The organism is Aminobacter sp. HY435, assembly GCF_027568395.1.
Classification (GTDB): Bacteria; Pseudomonadota; Alphaproteobacteria; order Rhizobiales; family Rhizobiaceae; genus Aminobacter.
Genome location: NZ_JANKZL010000003.1, coordinates 108366 through 131643, shown reverse-complemented (window position 1 = coordinate 131643; position 23278 = coordinate 108366). Strand labels below are relative to the sequence as shown.

Below are 23278 nucleotides of genomic sequence, written 5' to 3'. Positions count from 1 at the left end.
AGGATCCGCAGCCTCTGACCCGCATGAGGCGATCAATGTGCCCCCGCTGCTCCAGCGAAAGGGAAATGCGGGGAGGCGCCGAATCCTGAACCTGTGGGAACGGCCGATGGCAGCAAGAGCCGCCACCGGCCAGTCCGTTACTTGAGCAGTTCCGTCATGCCAGCTTCGGTGTTCTTCAGCGCATCGTCGAGCGACTGCGCGCCCGACCAGTAGCCGGTGAACTCCTTGGCCTGGAGCTCGTAGACCGAGAGCGCCTTGGCCGAGGTGCCGCCATTCATGACGTAGCCGTATTTGGAGGCGAACTCGCCGAGCTTGACCAGGTCCGGCCGCTCGGTGGCAACCTCCTTGACGACGTCGGGCGTCAGCGCCGGCGCGCCGCTGTTCCTGGCGTAGATCAGCGCTGCGTCCTTCGACGACAGCCACTTGATGAAGGCCTTGGCGCCTTCCTTGTTCTCGGCGTTCTTGTTGAGGCCGAAGCCGAGGCCGTGGATGTGGGTGAAACGACCCTCGGGTCCGGTGGGCGGGGCGACGGTCTCGGTGACCTCGGCGACAGCCGGCGACTTGTCCTTCGAGGTCAGGTCAGAGGCAGCAGCGTTCCACTGCATCATCGCTGCGACCTGGCCGGAGGCGAAAGCCGCGTTGGCTTCGGCGAACTCGTAAGACAGCGAGTCGCGTGGGGTGGCGCCGGCGTCATAGAGCAGCTTGTAGGTCTCGAGGCCCTTGCGGTAGGCGTCGGAATTGACGGTGATCTTGCCGCTGTCGTCCATCCAGTTGGCGCCATAGGCCCGCGGTAGCGACTGGAACACCATCATGTTGAACAGCAGGTTCTTGAGCTGCAGGACGGTGCCGTAGCGGGTCGGGCTGTCGGGGTTGACGGCCTGGGTGAAGTACAGCGCGGTCGCCGCGTAGTCGTCCCAGGTCCACTCGTCCGGGGTTTTCGGCTCGAGCTTCTTGCCGAGGTGCTTTTCGGAAATTTCCGCGAATTTGGCCTTGGCCGCGTCGTCCTTGAGCAGGGCGTCGATCAGGTCGTTGCGGTAGTACATGAAGTGCGCCGAAAGGTCGGTCGGCACGCCGTACTGCTTGCCTTCGTACTGCATGGTCTTCAGCACGGAGTCGCCATAGACGGCCTTGGCTTCGTCCGACAGTTCGACCGGCTCCATGAATGGCGCATAGCGGCCAATGGAGTAGGTCGCCAGCAGGTTGGCGTCGAAGGCCGTGGTGCCGGCGGCGAGATCCGCCTGGACCTTGTCCCAGAAGCCGTCGCGGTTGAAGAACAACAGCTCGACCTTGTCGTTCTCGGCGACATCGGGCTTGGCGTTATAGGCGTCGGCCGCGGCGCGCAGCGCGGTTTCCTCGGGACCGCCGGGCCAGCCCAGCACGGTCACCTTGGCGAATGCGGGGCTTGCCAGCAGGCTGGCAACGGCGAGCGCCAGCAGGCCGCCTTTCCTCATGTTCGCGAATGTCATTTTTCGTTCTCCCTCCAAGTTAACTCTGACGTTTTGCGAGATCCGCAATTCCCACGACGCCAGCGCTCTCGGTGAGGGCTGCGGCGTGAAGCTGCGGGGTGAGCCGTGGCGGCAGGCTTCCCAGAGCCTTTCGCACGGATTCGAGATAGCCCGGCGCCAGACCGATGCCGCCGCCGATGACGATGCGGGCAGGGTCGAGCATGAGCTTGATGTTTCGGCACAACAGCGCCGTCTGGCGCGCCGATGCCTGGATGATGTCCGCGGCCCAGCCTTGGCCTGCGGCGGATGCCGCAAAAACTTCGCGCGCGCTGGCTCCCGCCTGATGCGGCGCGGCCTGCGCTGCGATCCAGTTGCCGGAGACGTGGTCCTCGAGCACGCCTGCATCTTCGTCGAGGCTGCGGAGCAGGCCGAAATGGCCGCCGAGCCCGCCGAGCAGGCTGCCGTTGACGACGATGCCGCCGCCGATGCCGGTCGAGATCGTCAGGAACACCAAGTTTTCCTGCGCGCCGGCGCCGAAGCAGTATTCGCCCCAGGCTGCCGCCTGCGCATCGTTGGCCGCAAACACCGCGTTGCTGCCGGAAAGCCGCTTGACGGTTGCGACAAGAGGAAAGCGCTCGGGAATGTCGAGGGTCTTGCGGTTCAGCGGCGACCAGCAGCCATCGTCGATGATGCCGGTGACAGCCACGCCGACCGTGTCGTAGCGGCCCTTCCAGCCTGAAATCGCGTCGAACAGTGCGGTCAGCCACTGCTCGGGGTCGCCTCCGCGTGGCGTCGGCATCTTGAACGTCTCGACCACGGCGTCGCCACGCACCAGGGCGGCGAGCATCTTGGTGCCGCCGATGTCGAGTGCCAGAACGGTGTCGGGACGCGTCATGGCGATCAGGCTCCCGCCTTGGCCATGGTTTCGTCGAGCGCCGAGCGGAACCAGGCCGTCACATATTCGGGCCGGGTGATCGCGGAGCCGACGACGACCATCGACGCACCCGAGGCCAACGCCTGCTGCGCCAGGACAGGCGTGCGCACATTGCCTTCGGCGACAACATTCTCCGTCAATTGGCGCATCGCGGCGATCAGGTTGAAATCCGGTTTTGTCGGCTCGAGCGGCCCGGTGTAGCCGGCGAGGGTCGAACCAACGATTTCGGCGCCTTCGGCCAAAGCCTGCACGGCGTCGGAGATGATTGAGCAGTCGGCCATCGCGGTGCGGCCATGCGCATGGATGCGTTCGACGAGAGTTTTGGTGTCGATGGGGCGGGTACGTTGCGTCGCGTCGTAGGCGATGATGTCGGCGCCGGCATTGGCGAGCGCGTCGACGTCTTCGAGCCAGGGGGTGATGCGCACCGGACTGTCGTCCAGGTCGCGCTTGATGAGGCCGATGACCGGCTTGTCGGTCGCCTGGCGGACGGCTGCGACATATTCGGCCGACTCGATGCGCAGGCCCGCGGCGCCGCCGTCGATCGCGGCGAGGGCGAAGCCGACGACCATCGCCGCATTGTCCATCGCGCCGCCCTTTACCGGCTGGCACGAAACGATCAAACCATTGTTGAGGGCTTGGATATCAAGCGGCACGCCATGCATCTCCTGTGATGCCTCGACGGTAGCAGCATAAGACCAGATTGCAACAGGCGTTAAACTGGTATTATCGTATCAGTTCGATGACGAAGTCGTAGATATCGCCGCGATATTTGGTCTGGGTGAACTCGACGATCTGGTCGTCGGCGAGGAAGCAGCGGCGCTCCATGATGAGCAGGCTGGCATCGTCGGGCGTGCCCAGCAACCGTCGTTCCTCTTCGCTCGCGGGCTTGGCCTGCATGCGCTGCAGCGAACGGACGGGCAGGGCGCCGGTGGCCTCGAGATATTCGTAGAGCGAGGCCTGTATGGCCTGCGGGTCGGGCACGAAACGGGCAGGCAATGTTGCGGTTTCGATGGCGATCGGGGTGTTGTCAGCCGTACGCAAGCGGCGAAGGCGCACGATCTTTTCGCTGCTGGATATGCCCAGGGCCATCATTTCCGCCGGTGACGGCCGCGAAATCTCGCGTGAAATCCACACGCAGCCAGGTTCCAGCCCACGCGATCGCATGTCTTCGGAAAAGCTGGTCATCGTCGCCAGCGATTTTTCCAGGCGCGAGGAGACCACGGTCTTGGCGCCCTGGCGGCGGTCGAGCAGGCCATCCGAGACCAGCCCGTCGATCGATTTGCGCACTGTCACCCGCGAGATCCCAATTGCCTCGCAAAGCGCGCGTTCGCTGGGGATCACGGCCGCCCGCTTGAGCTGGCCCGAAGCGATCGCTTGCTTGATTGCGTCCTCCAGGCGGCGGTACAGCGGTTCGCCGCTTTCGCCTGAAAGCGCCTTCGCCAGGAAGTCGAGGATTGCCTGATCGCCCATGGAGCCACCTTCCAAAAGATGGCTCTTTATGCTGAATTTTTTTCAGGTGTTAAACTGGTATTGTTCTTGTCGGGTCATTTTCGTTGCAATTCACGCATCCGGGCCGGCCAGGGAGGGGATTTTCGGGCGCCTTGGTGTGCGCCGGGCAGGTCTTCACGTGTCGTCATCGACGCCCCGCCGTCTTTTTCCTCAGTGAGCTAAACGGCAGTGGCAGGCCGTTGAAAGGCCCAATGGCACGAGGTCTGCTGTCAGCCTGGGGCTGCTTCCGTCGCGCGGACGAAACACAAGGCGCGTATTGCACTGTGTAAGGCAAATTGCGGTTTACGTTTCGTTCACCATCGCCTACACCGCGACCCTCTTTGTATCCGCCTCCTGATTTGCGTTCCCCATGCAGAACAAATCCATCCGCTTCCGCGCCCGTTCGTTTGTCGCCTTCGCGCTTGTGCCCGAGGCACCGCTTGAGCAATGGCTGCAGGATCTAGACCGCTGGATCGAGAATTCTCCGGGGTTTTTCAACGGTCGGCCGGTGGTGCTCGACCTGAATACGCTGCGGCCCGAGGTCGGCGAAATCGGCGCGCTGGTGGCGCAGATCGCGGCGCGCGGGATCAGGACTTATGCCATCGAGGCCGGTTATGTCGATTCGCTCGGGCCGGACCTGCCGCCGGTGCTTGCCGGCGCCAAGAAGACGCTTGTCGAGGAGGCGCAGCACGAAGCCGAGCCGGTGGAAAAGGTCGAGCAGCCGCTGGAGGCGCCTAAGCGGGCGTCGAACACGCTGATCGTCGACCAGCCCGTGCGCTCCGGCCAGTCGATCGTCAATCCGCATGGCGACGTGATCGTGATGGGGTCGGCGAGCTTCGGCTCCGAGATACTCGCCGCCGGCTCCATCCACGTCTACGGCACGCTGCGCGGCCGCGCCTTCGCCGGCGCCTGGGGCGACCGCAGCGCCCGCATCTTCTGCCGCCGCAACGAGGCCGAGCTCTTGGCCGTCGACGGCTGGTACCGCACCGCCGAGGACATGGAGCCTGCGATGCATGGCAAGGCGATCCAGGTTCACTTGGACGACAACGCCATTCAGGTCGCGACCCTCAATTGACAAACGGAGACAACAAAATGGGCAAGGTAGTGGTCGTCACATCTGGCAAGGGCGGCGTCGGCAAGACGACCTCGACGGCCGCCCTCGGTGCCGTGCTGGCCCAGTCCGGCAAGAAGGTGGTGCTGATCGACTTCGACGTCGGCCTGCGCAACCTTGACCTGGTGATGGGCGCCGAGCGCCGCGTCGTCTTCGACCTCGTCAACGTCACCCAGGGCCAGGCCAAGCTGGCGCAGGCGCTGATCCGCGACAAGCGCGTCGAATCGCTGTTCCTGCTGCCGGCCTCGCAAACCCGCGACAAGGACGCGCTGACCGAAGAGGGCGTCGCCGGCGTCATCGCCACGCTGCGCGAAAAGTTCGATTACGTGCTGTGCGACAGCCCGGCCGGCATCGAGCGCGGCGCCCAGCTTGCGATGCGCTTCGCCGACGAGGCGGTGATCGTCACCAATCCGGAAGTGAGCTCGGTGCGCGATTCCGACCGCATCATCGGCCTGCTCGATTCGAAGACGCTGAAGGCTGAGCAGGGCGAAAACGTCACCAAGCACGTGCTTGTCACCCGCTACGACGCCGGACGCGCCGCGCGCGGCGAAATGCTGAGCATCGAGGATGTGCTGGAGATCCTGTCGGTACCGCTGCTCGGCATCATCCCCGAGAGCCAGGGCGTGCTGCGTGCCTCCAATGTCGGTTCGCCCGTGACGCTGAACGAGCCGGCCAACGCCGCCGCCCGCGCCTATGCGGATGCTGCCAAGCGGCTGCAGGGCGAGGACGTGCCGATGGTCACGCCGGTCGAGAAGAAAGGTCTCCTTAACCGTCTTCTGGGAAGGAGGGTGGCATGAAACTGCTCGACTTCTTCAAGCGTGGCGGCAGTGCACCGGTGGCGCGCGAGCGGCTGCAGGTGCTGCTCGCCTACGAACGCAACAACCGCAACCAGCCCGATCTCGTCGCGGTGCTGCGCGAGGAGATCATCGCGGTGATCGCCAAGCACGTCCAGATCAGCCAGGACGACGTCAAGATCACCATGGATCGCGGCTCGACCACCTCGACGTTGGAAATCGACATCCACATCCCGAATGCCGGGATCAAGGCAGCGGCGGCGATCTGAGCCACGCGAGATGCGCAGCGCTGCAAGGCGCTGCGCCATCGAGGCCGCGTTGCGGCTTGCCACTTCAGCACCGGCAGCGGAGTTGCGTGCGGTCGCACCTTTTGATGGTCCTTTTGATCCCGCCATGCAGTTGGAGATGGTCGCTCACCTCTGCGAATAGCGTTCTTACCTCTGCGCTGGGTTCTGCCACTGTCCCGCTGCCTGGCCCTGCGTTGCATCCACGCCGCTCCCTGGTGTGCTAAAAACAGTCTCCTGGACTTTGGAACGAACCGGCAAGTGCGGCCGTTATTTTGCAAAGGAGATCTGCCATGTCCGACCATGCTGCGGCGCCAATCCGCTCGGGAAGCTGTCTCTGCCGCGGCGTGACGTTCCGCGTGAGCGGTCAGCCGCTTCGCGTCGGCCTTTGCCACTGCGCCGACTGCAGGAAGAGCAGCGGCGCCCCTTATGCCGCCTATGCCGTTTGGCCGATCGAGGCCTATGACCAGGAAAGCGGCTACACCAGCACCTATGCCAACCGCAGCTTCTGCACGACCTGCGGCGGCCGGGTCGCATGGCTGAGCGAAGGCGAGGCCGAGGTTCCGATTGGCAGCCTGGATGAGGTTCCGACCGGCCTTGCCCCTGAGTACGAGCTCTGGACGACGAGACGCGAACATTGGCTGGGTCCTTTGCCTGAAGCCGGCCAGTTCGTCCAGGACCGGCCCGAGGCGGAGCCGACCGCCGACGCGCAGGCCAGCAACGGCCCCGGATCCGTCCATCTCTAGCTGGCGGGCCGCATCGCTCGTACCGATTGCAGCAAAGCTTCAGGCGCGCCGATGCGCTGCCTTGTTCCTTGCGCGCCCCAGCGCGTGTTCCTCTCAGGCATGGTTGATTTCCGTCGCGTCCAAGACTGTAGCGCCGCGCAGGCATAGAGGTGCCTTGCGGCGGGGAAGCCTGCCATGCGTCGGCAGTGCCGGCTCGCGAGGGAGGTTGGCCAATGGCCGGCAAGGCAAGGTATCCAGCAAAGGCAAGATCGGTGGCGCAGGCCGTTGCTTTGTCGTTGGCGTTGGCCGCCTGCTCGACGACGCAGGAATCGAATTTCGCCGGCCCCGACTATTCCGACGACACGCGCAAGCTTGAAAAACAGATGATGGCGGAGGCGACGGCGCTCGGCACCGCGCAAGGCGTGGCGGGCGCTGCGGCCTCGATGATCCCGATGGGCGCGGGCAGTCTCGTCACCACGACGGCGGGCAGGGCCGCGCGCGACGCGATGATGATCCGCCACGACAAGCTGATGCGCGAGCAGATCGAGCGCGACAACGCCGCCTTCTACAAGCGCTACGGCATCACGGACGCGGACGCCGGCCCGGCGGTGGCGGACCAGAGCGCGGGCGGCCCAAAACGCTGCGCGCGGCGTGGCGGGGTGAGGCGCTGCTGAGGGCGTGCCGGATCCCGGGGGCTTGGCGAGGTCGCGGCGCTCCTGCTCCGCGCCAGGATGACGGGAACTGCGCGCTCAAACCATCAGCCAGGATGAGGTTGAGCGCTCGCAAGAACGGCCCGCTTGGACTCAGCCAAGTAGGGCCGTCTGCATTGCGCGGTGGGCGTTGGGGTGGGGCAGCCGACGCAATACTCACACCTGGGATTTGCGGGATCGCGCCGGCGCACTACCCCACCTTCCCAAGTTCGAATCTACTTTGCGCTAGGAGTGACCCAGACAATTGGCTCATTGGATGGGTGGCTGTAGCTTGTTCGTCTGATGGAGCCTTGGAGGTGAGCTCGATCCGGGCATGGCACAGGATGGCGACACCGATGCCATGGCCGGTCTTCGCCTTGGGGGCGGGTCCATGCCTTATGATCTCTGCGTTCGCAACGTTGGGTCGCCGCGACGTCGCTGCGCTCCGGCTCCTAGGATGATGAATGGGGCGCGCTGATCGGAGAGGGTGCAAGGAGCGCCGTCGGCAGTTGCGGATGGTTCCGCTTCCGCCAATCGCTACCTTCGAATTTTAGCTGCCGCCGTCCCGGCGTTCGTCATCCCAGAGGCTTGACCCGAGGATCTATGCCGTGAGTGTGAGGAATGCGAGGCGGGGAAGATGGGCGCGTTCTGGACCGCTTGAGCATTGCCGGAATGTCACGGCAATGAATCCCAAGGGTTTAGGGAAGGGACGTCAGCAGGTTCGGTAGAGCTTGCGTGCAACTTTGCCGCGACTAGTCTCTCGTCATGACCGGATATGTCTACATGACCGCCAGCCAGAAGGGCGGTACAATCTACATCGGGGTGACGAACGATCTCGCGCGTCGTTTGCCCGAACACAAGTCTGGCGCGGGCACTGGATTCACCGCGCGCTACGGCGTTCATCGCCTCGTCTGGTACGAGGAGCATTTCGACATCCGCGACGCCATCCAGCGCGAGAAGTCGCTGAAGTGATGGCCACGCAATTGGAAGATCGAGTTGATCGAGAAGACCAATCCCGAGTGGCACGAGCTGTTTCGCGGACTTGGGTGGTGAGCCCGGTTGCCGAGGCCTCTCCGCATCGTCATCCTCGGGCTTGACCCGAGGATGAATGCCGTGAGGGTGAGGAATGCGCGGCAGGGAAGGTGGGCGCGTTCTGGACCGCTTGAGCATTGCCTGTCACGGCATGGATTCTAGGGTCTTCGCGACGTCGCTGCGCTCCTGCTCCGCCCTAGGATGACGAAGGGGTGGGGAGCCGCCCCCGATCTTCAATTCTGGCGACTCTCCGCAAATCGCTAAACGTCGAGATTAGCTGCCGCCGTCCCAGCGTTCGTCATCCTCGGGCTTGACCCGAGGATCCATGCCGTGAGGGTGAGGAATGCGAGGCGGGGAAGATGGGCGCGTTCTGGACCGCTTGAGCATTGCCGCAATGTCACGGCATGGATCCTAGGGGCTCCGCGATGTCGCTGCGCTCCTGCTCCGCCCTAGGATGACGAAGGGGTGGGGAGCTGCCCCCGATCTTCAATTCTGGCGACTCGCCGCAAATCGCTAAACGTCGAGATTAGCCGTCCCAGCGTTCGTCATCCTCGGGCTTGACCCGAGGATCCATGCCGTGAGGGTGAGGAATGCGAGGCGGGGAAGATGGGCGCGTTCTGGACCGCTTGAGCATTGCCGCAATGTCACGGCATGGATCCTAGGGGCTCCGCGATGTCGCTGCGCTCCTGCTCCGCCCTAGGATGACGAAGGGGTGGGGAGCTGCCCCCGATCTTCAATTCTGGCGACTCGCCGCAAATCGCTAAACGTCGAGATTAGCCGTCCCAGCGTTCGTCATCCTCGGGCTTGACCCGAGGATCCATGCCGTGAGGGTGAGGAATGCGAGGCGGGGAAGATGGGCGCGTTCTGGACCGCTTGAGCATTGCCGCAATGTCACGGCATGGATACTAGGGTCTTCGCGATGTCGCTGCGTTCCTGCTCCGCCCTAGTATGACGAGGCGTGAGGCGTTCGCCTCGTCATAATCAAGCTTCATAAGAAAATAGGCCGCCGTGAGGCGGCCTATTGTTCATTGTTATTGCCCAGACGGGCTACCCTCAACTACACCCGCTCGTCGCGCCACAGGTGTCGCACTTCTCGCAGGTGCCGTTGCGGACCATGGTGAAGTTCTGGCACTCCGAGCAGGAATTGCCGGTGTAGCCCTGCAGCATCGACTTGGCGCGGCGGTCGGCGGCCAGCTTCTTGGCCTCGGCCGCCTCGTTGGCGGCGGCGTCGGTGAACAGCGATGTCGTGACCGTTTCCTCCGTCGTCTCCTCGATGGTGATCTCCTCGGCCAGTTCCTTGGCGCGTTCCTCGTAGTCGCGCTTGTAGGCGGTCGACGCCTCGGCCGAGGCGGTGGCCTTTGGCGCGAGCGACAGCACATTGGAGCCGGAGAAGGCGGTCACCGGGGTGCTGCGCGCCGGGCTTGCAGCTGCCGAGCCCTTGGGATCGTTGCCGGCGACGCCGGAGACGACCTTGAGCGGGGAGGCGCCGCGGGTCAGGCCCTTGGAGAAGGGCAGGGCCTTGCCTTCGGTGATGCCCTTGCCGAGAGCCGTCTTGTCGAAATCCGACTGGTCGACATGGGCGAGGTCGTGGCGGCCGAGATAGCTGACGGCGAGCTCGCGGAAGACGTAGTCGAGGATCGAGGTGGCGTTCTTGATGGCATCGTTGCCGATGACCATGCCGGCCGGCTCGAACTTGGTGAAGGTGAAGGCCTCGACATATTCGTCGAGCGGCACGCCGTACTGCAGGCCGAGCGAGATCGAGATGGCGAAATTGTTCATCATCGCGCGGAAGGCGGCGCCTTCCTTGTGCATGTCGATGAAGATCTCGCCCAGGCGGCCGTCGTCGAACTCGCCGGTGCGGAGATAGACCTTGTGGCCGCCGACGACGGCCTTCTGGGTGTAGCCCTTGCGGCGGTTCGGCAGCTTCTCGCGCTCGCGGTAGAGCCGTTCGATGACACGCTCGACGATCTTTTCGGTGACCTGCACAGCCTTGGCGGCGGCAGGGGCGGCGATCAAGGCCTCGACGGCCTCGTCTTCGTCCTCGTCCTCATCCGATATCAGCGAGGCGTTGAGCGGCTGCGACAGCTTGGAGCCGTCGCGGTAGAGCGCGTTGGCCTTGAGGGCCAGCTTCCACGACAGCATGTAGGCGCTCTTGCAATCCTCGACCGTCGCCTCGTTGGGCATGTTGATGGTCTTGGAGATGGCGCCGGAGATGAACGGCTGGGCGGCGGCCATCATCAGGATGTGGCTGTCGACCGAGAGATAGCGCTTGCCGATCTTGCCGCACGGATTGGCGCAATCGAAGACGGGCAGGTGCTCGTCCTTCAGGAACGGTGCTCCCTCGAGGGTCATCGCACCGCAGACGTGGATGTTGGCCGCCTCGATGTCTTTCTTGGAGAAGCTCAGCGCCGGCAGCATCTCGAACGCGAAGTCGTCGAGCTGCGCGTCGGTGAAGCCGAGCACGTCCTTGCAGAAGTCTTCGCCCAGCGTCCACTTGTTGAACACGAACTTGATGTCGAAGGCGCTCTTCAGCGCAGCGTTCAGCGTCTCGATCTTCTCGTCGGTGAAGCCCTTGGCCTTCAGCGTCGACGGGTTGATGCCCGACGCCTGGTTGAGGTTGCCGTGGCCGACGGCATAGGCTTCGATCTCGGCGATCTGCGCCTCGGTGTAGCCCAGCGTGCGCAAGGCTTCCGGCACGGCGCGGTTGATGATCTTGAAGTAGCCGCCGCCGGCGAGCTTCTTGAACTTGACCAGCGCGAAGTCGGGCTCGATGCCTGTCGTGTCGCAATCCATGACCAGGCCGATCGTGCCGGTTGGCGCGATCACGGTTGCCTGGGCGTTGCGGTAGCCGTGCTTCTCGCCAAGCTCGATGGCCAGATCCCAGGCGGCGCGGGCGTGGCTCACCAGGTCCAGCTGCTTGAGGTCGGAGGCGACCAGCGGCACCGGATTGACCGAAAGCTGCTCGTAGCCGGCCGCCTCGCCATAGGCGGCGCGGCGGTGGTTGCGCATGACGCGCAGCATGTTTGCGGCATTGCGCTCGTAGTCGGGGAAAGCGCCCAGTTCGGAGGCCATCTCGGCGGACGTTGCGTATGCCACACCCGTCATGATCGCGGTCAGGGCGCCGCAGATGGCGCGGCCCTCTTCGGAGTCGTAGGGAATGCCCGAGGTCATCAGCAGGCCGCCGATATTGGCATAGCCGAGGCCGAGCGTGCGGTACTCGTAGGACAGCTTGGCGATTTCCTTGGACGGGAACTGCGCCATCATCACCGAGATTTCGAGCACCATCGTCCACAGGCGAACGGTGTGCTCATAGGCCGCGATGTCGATGTCGCCTGACACCATGCGGTAGGGCAAAAGGTTGATCGAGGCGAGGTTGCAGGCCGTGTCGTCGAGGAACATGTACTCCGAGCACGGGTTCGACGCGCGGATGGCGCCCGCCGAAGCGCAGGTGTGCCAGTCGTTCATCGTGGTGTTGAAGTGCAGGCCGGGATCTGCCGAGGCCCAGGCGGCGTAGCCGATCTTCTCCCAGAGGTCGCGCGCCTTCAGCGTCTTCAGCACCTTGCCGTCCTTGCGGGCTGTCAGGTGCCATTCGCCGTCGGTCTCGACAGCGCGCAGGAAGTCGTCCTTGAGCGAGACCGAGTTGTTGGAGTTCTGGCCCGAAACGGTGAGATAGGCTTCCGAATCCCAGTCGGTGTCGTAGGTCTTGAACTCGATCGAGGTGTAGCCCTGCTTGGCGAACTGGATGACGCGGTAGATGTAGTTCTCCGGCACCGCGTTCTTCTTGGCGGCCTTGATCTCGCGCTTCAGCGCCGTGTTGATCGCCGGGTCGAAGCAGTCGTCATCCTGGCCTTCGCAGTTGACGCAGGCCGCCATGATCTTGCTGAGGTGCTGGCGCACGATCTTGGAGCCGGTGACGAGAGCCGCCACCTTCTGCTCTTCCTTCACCTTCCAGTCGATATAGGCCTCGATATCGGGGTGGTCGGCGTCAACCACCACCATCTTGGCGGCACGGCGGGTGGTGCCGCCCGACTTGATGGCGCCGGCTGCGCGGTCGCCGATCTTGAGGAAGCTCATCAGGCCGGACGAACGGCCGCCGCCCGACAGCTTTTCACCTTCGCCGCGCAGATGCGAGAAGTTCGAGCCGGTGCCAGAACCGTATTTGAACAGGCGCGCCTCGCGCACCCACAGGTCCATGATGCCGCCCTCGTTGACGAGGTCGTCGGCGACCGACTGGATGAAGCAGGCGTGCGGCTGCGGGTGTTCGTAGGATGACTTCGACTTGGTCAGCTTGCCAGTGAACGGATCGACGTAATAGTGGCCCTGGCCGGGGCCATCGATGCCATAGGCCCAGTGCAGGCCGGTGTTGAACCACTGCGGCGAGTTCGGCGCCACGCGCTGGGTTGCGAGCATGAACGACAGTTCGTCCTTGAAGGCGCGGGCGTCGCCCTCGGACTTGAAGTAGCCGCCCTTCCAGCCCCAGTAGGTCCAGGTGCCGGCAAGACGATCGAAGACCTGACGGGCGTCGGTCTCGGAGCCATAACGCTCGGCCTCGGGCAGACTTTCAAGCTCGACTTCGTCGGGAACCGAGCGCCACAGGAAGGAGGGAACGTCGTTCTCCTCGACCTTCTTCAGGCGGGCGGGCACGCCGGCCTTGCGGAAATACTTCTGCGCCAGAATGTCGGCCGCGACCTGGGAGAATTGCGCGGGGACGTCGATGTTGTCGAGGCGGAAGACCACCGAACCGTCGGGGTTCTTGATTTCGGATAGGGCCTTGCGGAACTCGATCTCCGCATAGGCCGATTGTCCATCCTTGGTGAAACGCCGCTCGATGCGCATCGGTCGATTTCCTTTTGTCTATATATAGCGTCTTTCGCGGGGGATTTCCCCATGCTCGTGCGAAAGCCGCAAGCCCGCTGATACCGGCCGCCCGAACGGCCGATTGCCACTTCCCGCATAGCCCGCCGCCAGACCGGAATTGCCCCGTGCGGAGCGCTGTCCCGTCAGCTTGCGGACCAACTCGGGTCCCTCGAACTGAAACTTTGGTTGCGATTCCCTCACGGAGGGACAACTCACACTATCTAGCGTCCAGGCTGCCTGCAAACACTAAATATAGCGTTAACAGAAGATTTCTGCCAGTCCCGATTTTTTACCCGCCGACCCCTTGGCACCCGCAAGGCGCACGCCTCCGCAACCCGCCTGAGCGGGTGGAAATGCGAGCGATAACTCACGAAGCTGGGAAAAAGGACCGGCCTCTGAACTTTCCGGTCACACGCTCAACAAGCGCGCATGAGTCATAAAAAGCGACTCGGGCGTTAACGTCAAGAAGTCGTTTGTGCAGATTTTGTGACCCCAATATCTTGTGTAGGACAAGTGTGGATAACGGGGAGAAAGCCATGCCCGACGAGACTGTCGCAGGCATGGGCAGAGCCCGAAAAATGTCGGCCGGTGCGGATTCAGGCGGCGACTTTTGCCTGTGCCGCGCCGAAGGCGATGATGAGACGGCAAAGGTCGGGCTCGTTGACCATGCGCGCCGCCTCGGAGGGCGTTACCCATCTGCGGGTGCGCTGTCGCCGCTCTTTCCACTTTTCGGCGACCTTGCGCACCTCGAGAGGATAGACGAGCACCTCGCAGGTCACCTGTTGGCCGTTGCTCAGATCCTTGGTGTAGTAATAGTGCCCGGCGTCGTGCGTCTCGACCGAGCCGCTGAGCCCGGCTTCCTCGCTGGCTTCGCGCGCCGCGGTTTCGCACAGCCGTTCGGCCTCTTCGGGCCACCCCTTGGGCAACACCCAGCGGCCGGTGTCGCGGCTGGTGATCAGCATGATCTCGATGCCTGGGGCGGCACGGCGCCAGGGCAGGGCCGCCACCTGAAGCCTGCACGCCGAGGCTCCGAACAGCCGGCGCAGGCGCTCGACGAGATGGTTGTGATAGACCGGGTTCATCAGCATCGGCAGTCCCACCCAGAAGCAGACTCAGTTGCCGCAATCGCAAATTGTAGGGTTAATCCTCCGTAACAAAAGTAAATAGATTGCTAAACAAAACGCCCGGCGCGTGGCCGGGCGTCGATGCGATCTGGAAACTGGCTGAAAGGGGCTGGTCTCAGCCCTTGTGGTCGTCGGCGATCGGCTTCTGATAGGTGAAGCCCATGTCCCAGGGGAAGTAGATCCAGGTGTCCTGCGACACTTCGGTGACGAAGGTGTCGACCAGCGGACGGCCCTTCGGCTTGGCGTAGACGGTGGCGAAATGCGCCTTGGGCATCATCGCCCGCACGATGGCAGCGGTCTTGCCGGTGTCGGTCAGGTCGTCGACGATCAGGATGCCCTCGCCATCGCCCTCGAGCAGGGAAGGCGTGATCTCCTTCAGCACATGGAGCTGACCCTGCGCGGTGTAGTCGTGGTAGGAGGCGACGCACACGCTCTCGATGACGCGGATGCCGAGTTCGCGCGAAATGATCGCCGCCGGCACAAGGCCGCCCCGGGTGATGCAGACGATCGCCTTCCACTGGCCGTTGACGCCGGCGAGGCGCCAGGCGAGGGCGCGCGCATCGCGATGGAACTGATCCCAGGAGACGGGAAAGGCTTTTTCGGGAAGGGACATCGATACGCACTCCGGCTGGCGCGGCGGACGCGCGCGAAAACTATGGAATGCAGCCGGAATTAGCCGGAAAGCCCCGCTCTTGGCAAGGGCGGGGTGTGGCGGATTCGCCGAGATTCGGCCGATGTTGCGCGCCGAGGCACTGACTTTGGGTCAGCGCGACAAGACGATCGCCACGTCGCCGGCCTGCAGCACGCTCCGAGTGACGCCGCCGAACAGGAATTCGCGCAGCCACGAATGGCTGTAGGCGCCCATCACCAGAAGGTCCGCGCCGGTCTCGACGATCTTGCGGTGAATGACGGCATCGACCGAGCTGCCGCGCGAATCCTGCACGCTGACGCTCACCTTGGCACCGTGGCGGGCGAAGGCTGCCGCGATTTCGGCACCGGCGGTATTCGGGCTCTGGGCGGCGGTATCCAACGGGTCGACGACCAGGATTTCGGTCTGTTCGGCCTCGATGATGAAGGGCAGGGCGTCGAATGCGGCGCGGGTCGCCTCGCGGGAACCGTTCCAGGCGACGAGAACGCGCCGGAAGGTCGAGATCAAGGGCGCCGAATGCGGCACGACCAGCACCGGACGACCGGCCTCATAGATCAGCGAGTCTATGTCGGCCGGAACCGAGTCCTTGGCATCCGAGCCGCCCTGGCCGACGATCACCAGGTCGGCGCAGCGGGCACTATCCACCCCAGACAAGGCGCTGTCGCCGGAAAAGCTTTCGAAGCTGCGCCATTCGAACGATACGCCAGCGTTTTCGATCCGGGCGATGAACGCCTTTTGGATGCGTTCCGCCCGCTCCTTGCAGAACTCGGAATTTGCCTGGATGAACTCGGTATCGGGAAAGCCGACGGCGGTCGTGTAGGGCATGGCCAGCGCTTCGGCGTGCACGCCGATCAAATGGCTCTCGTGTCGGTCGGCGAAAGGAATGGCCACATCGAGCACGCGGACGACGTCGCTCTCGCTCTGGATGATGGCAACGATGGTCTTGACCGGCATGACGACCTCCTTGGCGCGAACACAACTGTTCGATCAGCTAAGAAACAATATCACGCCTTGTCTGGTTCCAATGTGAGCTGGATCAAGTGTTCGGCATCAAGTGCCTGCGTTCATGCCGTTTTTGCGATCTCGGCAAGCATCGCCTCGATCTCGACCCTGGCTGCGTCCATCGCTTCCTGCGAGCGCGAACGCACCACCAGTTCCGTCCAGAACTTGCCGTCGAGATACTTCGGATACGAGCCGATGATCGTGTCGGGATGGGCTTTCTGGATTTCGCCGAGCGGGCCGCCGATGGTGCCTTCGCCATAGGGGCATTGCACGGTGACCGACAAAAGCTTCGTCCCTGTCCTGAGCGTCGGCATGACGGCATCCAGCATGGCCTGGAAGATCGATGGCACGCCAGCCATGACATGGACATTGCCGACGCGGAAGCCGGGCGCGACTGAAACCGGGTTCTCGATCAGTGCAGCGCCGCGGGGCATCCGCGCCATGCGCTTGCGAGCCTCGGAAAACTCCATGCCGCGCGAGGCATAATTGGCTTCCAGCATGGCATAGGCCCGCGGCTCGTATTCGCAGGGCACGCCGAACGCCTTGGAGATCGAGTCGGCGGTGATGTCGTCATGGGTCGGGCCGATGCCGCCGGTGGTGAACACGTAGTCGTAACGGGCGCGCACCGCGTTGACGGCGGCGACGATGTCGTCTTCGTCGTCGGCGACGATGCGGACCTCTCTCAGGTCGATGCCCGACGCCGTCATCATCTCGGCGAGGTGTCCGATGTTCTTGTCCTTGGTGCGGCCCGACAGTATCTCGTCGCCAATGACGACCATTGCTGCGGTGACGATGTCGGCCATGTCGAATGCTCCGTTGCGGCATCGTCAGATACCGCCGCCGGGGCGAACCGGCAATAGTCGCCGTTCTGTGAACGATGCGTCACGTATTGGCATCCTTTTATTGAACGCCGTTTGCTCTACATCTCTCCCAGACGCCGGACCCAAGACGGCGTCACGAGATTTTCCGAGATGGAGCGATGAAATGGCTAAGATTCTTGTTCTCTACTATTCGAGCTGGGGCCACATGGAGCAGATGGCCAAGGCCGCTGCCGAAGGTGCTCGCGCGGCTGGCGCTGATGTGACCATCAAGCGCGTTCCCGAACTGGTTCCCGAGGCTGTCGCCAAGGCCGCCTACTACAAGCTCGACCAGGAAGCCCCGATCGCCGATCCGCTCGAACTGGCCGATTATGACGGCATCATCATCGGCACCGCCACCCGTTACGGCACCATGGCCTCGCAGATGAAGAACTTCCTCGACCAGACCGGACCGCTCTGGGCCAAGGGCGCCTTGCTCGACAAGGTCGGTTCGGTGATGGTTTCGACCGCGACCCAGCATGGCGGCGCGGAACTGGCGCTGATCAACGCCCAGATTCACTTGCAGCACCATGGCATGGTCATCGTGCCGCTGTCTTATGCCTACCAGGGCCAGATGGGCAATGACGTGGTTCGCGGCGGCGCGCCTTACGGCATGACCACCACCTCCGACGGCGACGGCTCGCGCCAGCCCTCGGCGCAGGAGCTGGAAGGCGCCCACTTCCAGGGCAAGCGCGTGGCCGAGATCGCCATCCGCCTGCACGGCAAGGGCGAGAACGCCGTCAAGGAAGTCGCATAACCTGTTTAGATTGCATCGAGTTTGACGAACAGGCGGCCATCTGGCCGCCTGTTTTGCGTTTGGCGGGGCTTTGCCGAAGTTGCCGCCATGGCTAAGCTTGTGGACGAACCCCAGCGGAGTGCCCGACTGTGATTGTGTCGATTCTCGTCTGGCTTGGCACCCTCGTATTTGGCGCGGCCTTCGTGCTCGGCTACTTCTTGCTGGTGACCCGGCGCATCGCAGCCGAGGCTGAGCGTGCGGTTCCGCCATCAGGCAAGTTCCTGGCGTTGGGCAACCATCGCATTCATTATGTCGAGCAGGGCGAGGGCAGGCCGATTCTGTTCATCCACGGTCTCGGCGGCCAGTTGCATCATTTTCGCGGCACGCTTTTTTCGCAGATGGGCGAGGGCTTTCGTCTGATCGCGCTGGATCGTCCGGGATCAGGTTATTCGACCCGGCCGGCGGGCTTTGCCGGCACCCTCACCGAACAGGCCGAACTTGTACGCCAGTTCATCGAGGCAATGGGGCTGGAGAAGCCGCTTGTCGTCGGCCATTCGCTCGGCGGAGCGGTGGCGCTGACGCTGGCGCTCGAGCATCCCGAGATCATCTCGGGCCTGGTGCTGCTGTCGCCGCTGACGCATCTCGAGACCGAAGTGCGACCGGAGTTCCGCTCGCTTTACGTTCGCTCCGGCTGGCAGCGCCGCCTTCTGGCAAACACCGTTTGGGTGCCGACGTCGCTCAAATACGCGCCCCGGACACTTGCCTTCGTGTTCGGGCCGCGGCAGCCGACCAAGGACTATGCCACTGTGGGCGGCGGCCTTTCGGGGCTGCGCCCGAGCCACATCTCCGCGACATCGGCCGATCTGGTGGCCATCGAGCGCGATCTCGGCGCAATCGAGGCGCGCTATGAAGAAATCAGGATGCCGGCAGGCGTGATCGTCGGAACCGCCGACCGCGTCATCGACTACCGGCTGAACGGCCAGTCGCTCGTCGGCCGCGTCGGCGGCATCGAGCTCGAACTGGTCGAGGGGCTGGGCCACATGCCGCAATTTTCCGAGCCGCGGCGCGTGGCCGAACTTGTCAGGCGGATCGCCGGCAGGGCGTTTCCCGCATCTCTGCCGGCCGGGGAGCGCCCGTCCGACGGCCCTTCGGTCGAAATCTGATCTTGCCGGCTAGTCGGAGACTTCCGTCTCCGGGCGGTCGTCGCCCCTGACGACCTCCTCGTGCCAGCGCCCCTCGCTGTCTTCGTATTGAATGCCGTCGGTGCTGCCGGAAACGCGCTGTTCGGCTGCCGCGGTCTCTGCCGCGCGCAACGCATCCTCGTGGCTGGGGAAGGTCTCGGAAAATGTCGCTCCGACTTTGTAGGCCCAGCCGCCGTCATGCGGCACGATCTCATAGATGAGCTTTGCCATCAGTCTTCCTCGCTCGATGTCGATGAATTGTCCTGCCTGACGATCAGCACCTCGGACTCCTTGGCCGCCTCGACAAAGGCGCGGCGCGCGTCCTCGCTCGATCCGCGTCCGTCGAGCACCTCAAGACAGGTGGCTATCGCGTGCTTGTGCCGAAGGCCGCGCTCCAGCGGCCAGACGGTCGCCAGGCATTCGGCGGCGTCGCCGGCCGTTGCGATCCTGCGCGGCGTCGCCGATCGGCCGAATTGCACCACCACCGGGCGCGCGAATGGTTTCGAGGCGGTCATGACCGCTCAAACGTCGCGACGCGCAAATGGTTGCACGCCGGCGGCTAGCTAAATCCGGCGCGCATTGCTCGATGCTGAAGTCTGTTTCTGTGCGTCCGCTATCAGAGCGGCACAACGGCCAGAAGGATCACCCAGGCGCCGCACAGGGCGGCGGCAAGGCCATAGCAGGCGCTACGGTGTTTTTCCCAGAAGTACGGCGCACGTTCCCAATTGTACTGCATACGCAACTCCCCTCTTACTCCCCCACCCTGAAGTTGTATTTCTCCCTGTAACAGTCTGCAATTTTCAGCTGCATGTTTGCCCTGCGAAAAGCGCGCCAAAGTGGCATATTTGCAACGAATCAGCGCCCGGAGCGCCGATGCGGCGGCTTTCGAAAGTTTTTCTGGCGGTTGTCGAGGTCTCTGGGCTGGTGCGGACGGCGGGGATCGAACCCGCATAGCCGAGGCTGAGGGATTTTAAGTCCCTTGCGTCTACCAGTTCCGCCACGTCCGCCTGACCTTCCTTTCAACGACCCAGGCGGTCTCGTCAACTGGAGTTGTGCGCGTCCCGTGAACCCGTGTGCAAAAGTCGGCCGTCTTGCCTCGTCGCCGGCGCATCGGCGTTGGCGCCCGCTGGCAGGCCCCATTTCCGGGATTGATCAGGATCAAGGCCCTCGTCACTGGCAGCGATACCCTGGATAGTATGGGTGCAAGCCCCATCCGGGGCGGGCTATCAGAGGCCTCCAGAGGGAGTGCGGCAATGATAATCAAGGAAATGTCGCGGCAGGAATGCCTCGAATTGCTGGCCGCCGGGCGGCTCGGCCATCTCGCCTGCAGCCACGACGGCCAGCCTTACGTCGTGCCGGTCTATTACGCCTTCGCCAACAACAATCTCTACAGCTTCTCCGTGCCTGGGCAGAAGATCGACTGGATGCGAAGAAATCCGCGCGTCTGCCTGCAGGTGCAGGTGCGCGACGACAACCGGGGCTGGCGCAGCGTCGTCGTCGACGGCTTGTTTGAGGAACTGCCGGACCGCATCGGCTCCAAGATCGAGCGCGACCATGCCTGGTCGCTTCTGGAAAAGCATGCCAACTGGTGGGAGCCGGGCAGCCTGAAGCCGATCAACGAGGCGTTGCCGGGAGGCTCTGTCTTCTATCGCATCCGCATCGAAAACCTGACCGGCCGGCAGTCCGTCAACGAACAGGCCTGACATGGCTGCGACGGGCACAAGGTGCGGAGATCGCGGCGACCCGTAATCTTCTGTGATTTCATGGCGATGCGGCGACTTGTTGACTCGGTGTCGGAGCCCGCTGCGGTAGAACGCGCCGTACGTCGCCTCGCAGGGACAACCGGCACGCAGCAGTAGACTAGGACTTCGCGGGTTCGTCCGGCTTGGCCGCCGACGAAGTGCCGTCCAGCGGCAGCAACGGTGCGTCCGCGGATTTGACTGGCTTCGCCGCCTTGCGGGTGGTTTTGCGAGCCGGCTTCTTTGCCGTTTCCTTGGCGTCCGTCTCCGAAGCCTCCACGGGTGTCTTCGGCGCTGCCTTGGCAGGCGCGGTCGGGGCGGCGCCGGGCGCCTTTGTGGTGAAACGAATTGCCATGGGGTCCGCCGTGCAAGTGATCCGCGAGTCGCGGCTTTGGACCTTCCATACACCATTTGGTCGCCGGACAGCTGGCAAGTGCGTGTTTCAGCTTTGCCTTGTCGCGCAAATGTCAACGGGCGGAAAATCCGCCCGTTGCATGCAGTCCGACTTTGTTCGACGCTCTCAGTCTTCCTCGACGAAGACCTCGTCGCGCTTCTTGCGCACCGACGGCAGCAGCACGACGATCAGCACGCACGCAGCAAGCCCCAGCAGCAGGGCGCTGATCGGCCGCGTCACGAAGGTCGTGGGATCGCCGCGCGACAGGATCATCGCCCGGCGCAGGTTTTCCTCAAGCAGCGGGCCGAGCACGAAGCCGAGCAGCAAGGGCGCAGGCTCGCAGCGCAGCTTGAGCAGCAGGTAGCCGACGAAGCCGAAGAAGGCGACGGCGTAGAGGTCGAAGACGTTGGAGTTGACGCTGTAAACGCCGATCGAGCAGAAAGCCATGATGATCGGGAACAGCACGTAGTAGGGCACCGTCAGCAGCTTCACCCACAGCCCGATGAGCGGCAGGTTGAGGATGATCAGCATCAGGTTGCCGATCCACATCGAGGCGATGATGCCCCAGAACAGCGCCGGCTGTTCGGTCGCGACGTTCGGGCCCGGCACGATGCCCTGGATGATCATCGCGCCGATCATCAGCGCCATGACCGGGTTGGCCGGAATGCCGAGCGTCAGCATTGGGATGAACGAAGTCTGCGCACCGGCGTTGTTGGCCGATTCCGGTCCGGCGACGCCGGCAACTGCACCCCTGCCGAATTCCTCAGGGTTCTTGGAAACGCGCTTTTCGACCGTATAGGAGGCAAAGGCGGCGAGGATCGCGCCGCCACCGGGCAGGATGCCGAGCGCCGAGCCGATTGCCGTGCCACGCAGGATGGGCGCCGCCATCTGCTTGAAGTCTTCGCGCGAGGGCAGCAGGCCGGTGACCTTGGCCATCAGCACCTCGCGGGTCTTTTCGCTTTCCAGGTTGCGCAGGATTTCGGCGATGCCGAACACGCCGACCGCCACCGCCACGAAGTTCAGCCCGTCGGCATATTCGCGGATGCCGAGCGTGAAGCGTGGCGTGCCGGTGTAGATGTCGGTGCCGACAAGGCCGAGCAGCAGGCCCAGCACGACCATCGCCAGAGCCTTGACCACCGAGCCGTGGGCAAGCGCGATGGACGAGACCAGGCCGACGACCATCAGCGAAAAATACTCGGCCGCGCCGAATTGCAGCGCGATCGCCGTCAGCGGCGGGGCGAAGATCGCGACCAGGAAGGTCGAGACCGTGCCGGCGAAGAACGAGCCGATGGCGGCAATTGCAAGCGCCGAGCCGGCCCGGCCTCTGCGCGCCATCTGGTAGCCGTCGATGGCTGTCACCGCCGATGAGGATTCGCCGGGCATGTTGATCAGGATGGCGGTGGTCGAGCCGCCATATTGCGCGCCGTAATAAATGCCGGCGAGCATGATCAGCGACGACACGGGATCGCCGATCTGGAAAGTGATCGGCAGCAGCATGGCGATGGTTGCGGTGGCGCCAATGCCGGGCAGCACGCCGATCAGCGTGCCGAGCAGGACGCCGATCAGACAGAAGCCGAGATTGGCGATGGTTGTTGCGGTCGAGAAGCCGAGCGCGAGATTGCTGAACAATTCCATCTCATCCCCCTCAGAACGGCAGCCAGGGGCCGAAACGCTGGAACGGCAGGCCAAGCGCGTAGCTGAACACGATGACCGAAAACAGTGTGACGCCGGCGGAGAGGATGACCGCCGCCAGCGGTTTCATGCGCGTGCTGGCAAAGGCTGCGATCAGGCAGGTGAAGAAAAGCGATGGCACGAAGCCGAGCCCGCGCACGGTCAGCCCGAAGAAGACCGGTGCCGGCAGGATGAAGGCCATGCCGCGCCATGCGATCGGGCCGATGGGCTCGCCCTCGACGCGCGTCGCCTGGACGATGATGACCAGGCCGAGCAGCACCAGCACCAGCGAGAGCGCCAGTGGAAAGTAGCCTGGCCCCATGCGGAAGGCGGTGCCGAGCTCGAGGCCAAGCGACTGCACGGCGAAGAAGCCGCCGGTCGCCGCCAGCAGCGCGCCGCAGGCTCCGTTGGTGGGGTCTATGGATAGCTTGTTCATGTTGCCCTCTCTGGGGATCCATCAGGATGCGCCTCTCGTCCGACCACTGCGCCGCGGCCGTTTCCCGTGGGGCAGAGAGGAAGGCGCCTGCGCCGGCAGTGCTCTTCTGGGAAAGGTCGACCGAGCAAAG

General features: G+C 63.8%; 22 protein-coding genes, 1 tRNA gene and 1 pseudogene. 9 read left to right on the top strand and 15 right to left on the bottom strand.

What is annotated here, in order from left to right; genetic code table 11:
- Nucleotides 1-137: 137 nt before the first annotated feature.
- The 4 genes from PCJ21_RS04065 to PCJ21_RS04050 form a co-directional block, all read right to left on the bottom strand.
- Nucleotides 138-1466 (bottom strand): extracellular solute-binding protein, encoded by a 1329-nt coding sequence (locus tag PCJ21_RS04065; RefSeq protein WP_269930103.1) that lies wholly within the window; start codon nt 1464-1466, stop codon nt 138-140.
- Nucleotides 1467-1485: 19 nt separating this feature from the next.
- Nucleotides 1486-2340 (bottom strand): ROK family protein, encoded by an 855-nt coding sequence (locus PCJ21_RS04060; protein WP_269930102.1) that lies wholly within the window; start codon nt 2338-2340, stop codon nt 1486-1488.
- A 5-nt stretch (nt 2341-2345) separates the two neighbouring features.
- Nucleotides 2346-3032 (bottom strand): N-acetylmannosamine-6-phosphate 2-epimerase, encoded by a 687-nt coding sequence (locus tag PCJ21_RS04055; RefSeq protein ID WP_442865955.1) that lies wholly within the window; start codon nt 3030-3032, stop codon nt 2346-2348.
- A 70-nt stretch (nt 3033-3102) separates the two neighbouring features.
- Complete coding sequence (locus tag PCJ21_RS04050; protein WP_269930100.1) at nt 3103-3849, bottom strand: GntR family transcriptional regulator; 747 nt, start codon at nt 3847-3849, stop codon at nt 3103-3105.
- 388 nt (nt 3850-4237) lie between these two features.
- Here PCJ21_RS04050 and minC point away from each other — a divergent pair, with 388 nt between their 5' ends.
- From minC to PCJ21_RS04020, 6 genes and pseudogenes are all read left to right on the top strand, one after another.
- The gene (minC, locus tag PCJ21_RS04045) at nt 4238-4942 is read left to right on the top strand and encodes a septum site-determining protein MinC (RefSeq protein WP_269930099.1); all 705 of its coding nucleotides are present in this window, start codon (nt 4238-4240) and stop codon (nt 4940-4942) included.
- Nucleotides 4943-4959: 17 nt separating this feature from the next.
- Nucleotides 4960-5775 (top strand): septum site-determining protein MinD, encoded by an 816-nt coding sequence (gene minD, locus PCJ21_RS04040; protein ID WP_269930098.1) that lies wholly within the window; start codon nt 4960-4962, stop codon nt 5773-5775.
- Complete coding sequence (gene minE, locus PCJ21_RS04035) at nt 5772-6041, top strand: cell division topological specificity factor MinE (RefSeq protein ID WP_269930097.1); 270 nt, start codon at nt 5772-5774, stop codon at nt 6039-6041. Before minD ends, minE begins: the two co-directional genes overlap by 4 nt.
- A gap of 308 nt (nt 6042-6349) precedes the next feature.
- Nucleotides 6350-6802: a GFA family protein gene (locus PCJ21_RS04030; protein WP_269930096.1), complete on the top strand. Its 453-nt coding sequence runs from the start codon at nt 6350-6352 to the stop codon at nt 6800-6802.
- A gap of 212 nt (nt 6803-7014) precedes the next feature.
- Nucleotides 7015-7455: a hypothetical protein gene (locus tag PCJ21_RS04025; protein ID WP_269930095.1), complete on the top strand. Its 441-nt coding sequence runs from the start codon at nt 7015-7017 to the stop codon at nt 7453-7455.
- 780 nt (nt 7456-8235) lie between these two features.
- Nucleotides 8236-8523: pseudogene (locus PCJ21_RS04020) on the top strand (GIY-YIG nuclease family protein).
- A 1032-nt stretch (nt 8524-9555) separates the two neighbouring features.
- On the opposite strand, the gene PCJ21_RS04015 reads toward PCJ21_RS04020, so the two are convergent.
- From PCJ21_RS04015 to PCJ21_RS03995, 5 genes are all read right to left on the bottom strand, one after another.
- Entirely contained in the window at nt 9556-13338 is a 3783-nt protein-coding gene (locus PCJ21_RS04015; protein ID WP_269930094.1) for a vitamin B12-dependent ribonucleotide reductase, read from the bottom strand.
- 617 nt (nt 13339-13955) lie between these two features.
- Nucleotides 13956-14447: an NUDIX hydrolase gene (locus tag PCJ21_RS04010; RefSeq protein ID WP_269930093.1), complete on the bottom strand. Its 492-nt coding sequence runs from the start codon at nt 14445-14447 to the stop codon at nt 13956-13958.
- Between the two features lie 151 nt (nt 14448-14598).
- Nucleotides 14599-15096, bottom strand: coding sequence for a xanthine phosphoribosyltransferase (gene gpt / locus PCJ21_RS04005; protein WP_269930092.1), 498 nt, complete (start codon nt 15094-15096; stop codon nt 14599-14601).
- A gap of 150 nt (nt 15097-15246) precedes the next feature.
- Nucleotides 15247-16086 (bottom strand): universal stress protein, encoded by an 840-nt coding sequence (locus PCJ21_RS04000; protein ID WP_269930091.1) that lies wholly within the window; start codon nt 16084-16086, stop codon nt 15247-15249.
- 110 nt (nt 16087-16196) lie between these two features.
- Complete coding sequence (locus PCJ21_RS03995) at nt 16197-16937, bottom strand: competence/damage-inducible protein A (protein ID WP_269930090.1); 741 nt, start codon at nt 16935-16937, stop codon at nt 16197-16199.
- A gap of 181 nt (nt 16938-17118) precedes the next feature.
- Between PCJ21_RS03995 and wrbA the strand changes: the two genes are divergently transcribed.
- Together wrbA and PCJ21_RS03985 are read left to right on the top strand one after the other, a co-directional pair.
- Complete coding sequence (gene wrbA / locus PCJ21_RS03990) at nt 17119-17748, top strand: NAD(P)H:quinone oxidoreductase type IV (protein WP_269930089.1); 630 nt, start codon at nt 17119-17121, stop codon at nt 17746-17748.
- Between the two features lie 128 nt (nt 17749-17876).
- Complete coding sequence (locus PCJ21_RS03985) at nt 17877-18890, top strand: alpha/beta fold hydrolase (protein WP_269930088.1); 1014 nt, start codon at nt 17877-17879, stop codon at nt 18888-18890.
- Between the two features lie 9 nt (nt 18891-18899).
- Here the strand turns inward: PCJ21_RS03985 and PCJ21_RS03980 are convergent, their stop codons facing one another.
- The 3 genes from PCJ21_RS03980 to PCJ21_RS03970 form a co-directional block, all read right to left on the bottom strand.
- Nucleotides 18900-19139 carry a DUF2188 domain-containing protein gene (locus PCJ21_RS03980; protein WP_269930087.1) on the bottom strand — a complete coding sequence of 80 codons (240 nt, stop codon included), beginning with the start codon at nt 19137-19139 and terminating at the stop codon, nt 18900-18902.
- A complete protein-coding gene (locus tag PCJ21_RS03975; RefSeq protein ID WP_269930086.1) occupies nt 19139-19423 on the bottom strand; it encodes a DUF982 domain-containing protein in 285 nt (94 codons plus the stop codon). Before PCJ21_RS03975 ends, PCJ21_RS03980 begins: the two co-directional genes overlap by 1 nt.
- A gap of 407 nt (nt 19424-19830) precedes the next feature.
- Nucleotides 19831-19915 (bottom strand) — tRNA-Leu (locus PCJ21_RS03970).
- A 246-nt stretch (nt 19916-20161) separates the two neighbouring features.
- On the opposite strand from PCJ21_RS03970, the gene PCJ21_RS03965 reads away from it, so the two are divergent.
- Entirely contained in the window at nt 20162-20611 is a 450-nt protein-coding gene (locus PCJ21_RS03965; RefSeq protein ID WP_269930085.1) for a pyridoxamine 5'-phosphate oxidase family protein, read from the top strand.
- Nucleotides 20612-20768: 157 nt separating this feature from the next.
- Here PCJ21_RS03965 and PCJ21_RS03960 read toward each other — a convergent pair whose 3' ends face one another.
- From PCJ21_RS03960 to PCJ21_RS03950, 3 genes are all read right to left on the bottom strand, one after another.
- A complete protein-coding gene (locus PCJ21_RS03960) occupies nt 20769-21002 on the bottom strand; it encodes a hypothetical protein (protein ID WP_269930084.1) in 234 nt (77 codons plus the stop codon).
- A 165-nt stretch (nt 21003-21167) separates the two neighbouring features.
- The gene (locus tag PCJ21_RS03955) at nt 21168-22676 is read right to left on the bottom strand and encodes a tripartite tricarboxylate transporter permease (protein ID WP_269930083.1); all 1509 of its coding nucleotides are present in this window, start codon (nt 22674-22676) and stop codon (nt 21168-21170) included.
- A gap of 10 nt (nt 22677-22686) precedes the next feature.
- A complete protein-coding gene (locus PCJ21_RS03950) occupies nt 22687-23148 on the bottom strand; it encodes a tripartite tricarboxylate transporter TctB family protein (protein ID WP_269930082.1) in 462 nt (153 codons plus the stop codon).
- Nucleotides 23149-23278 lie beyond the last annotated feature (130 nt).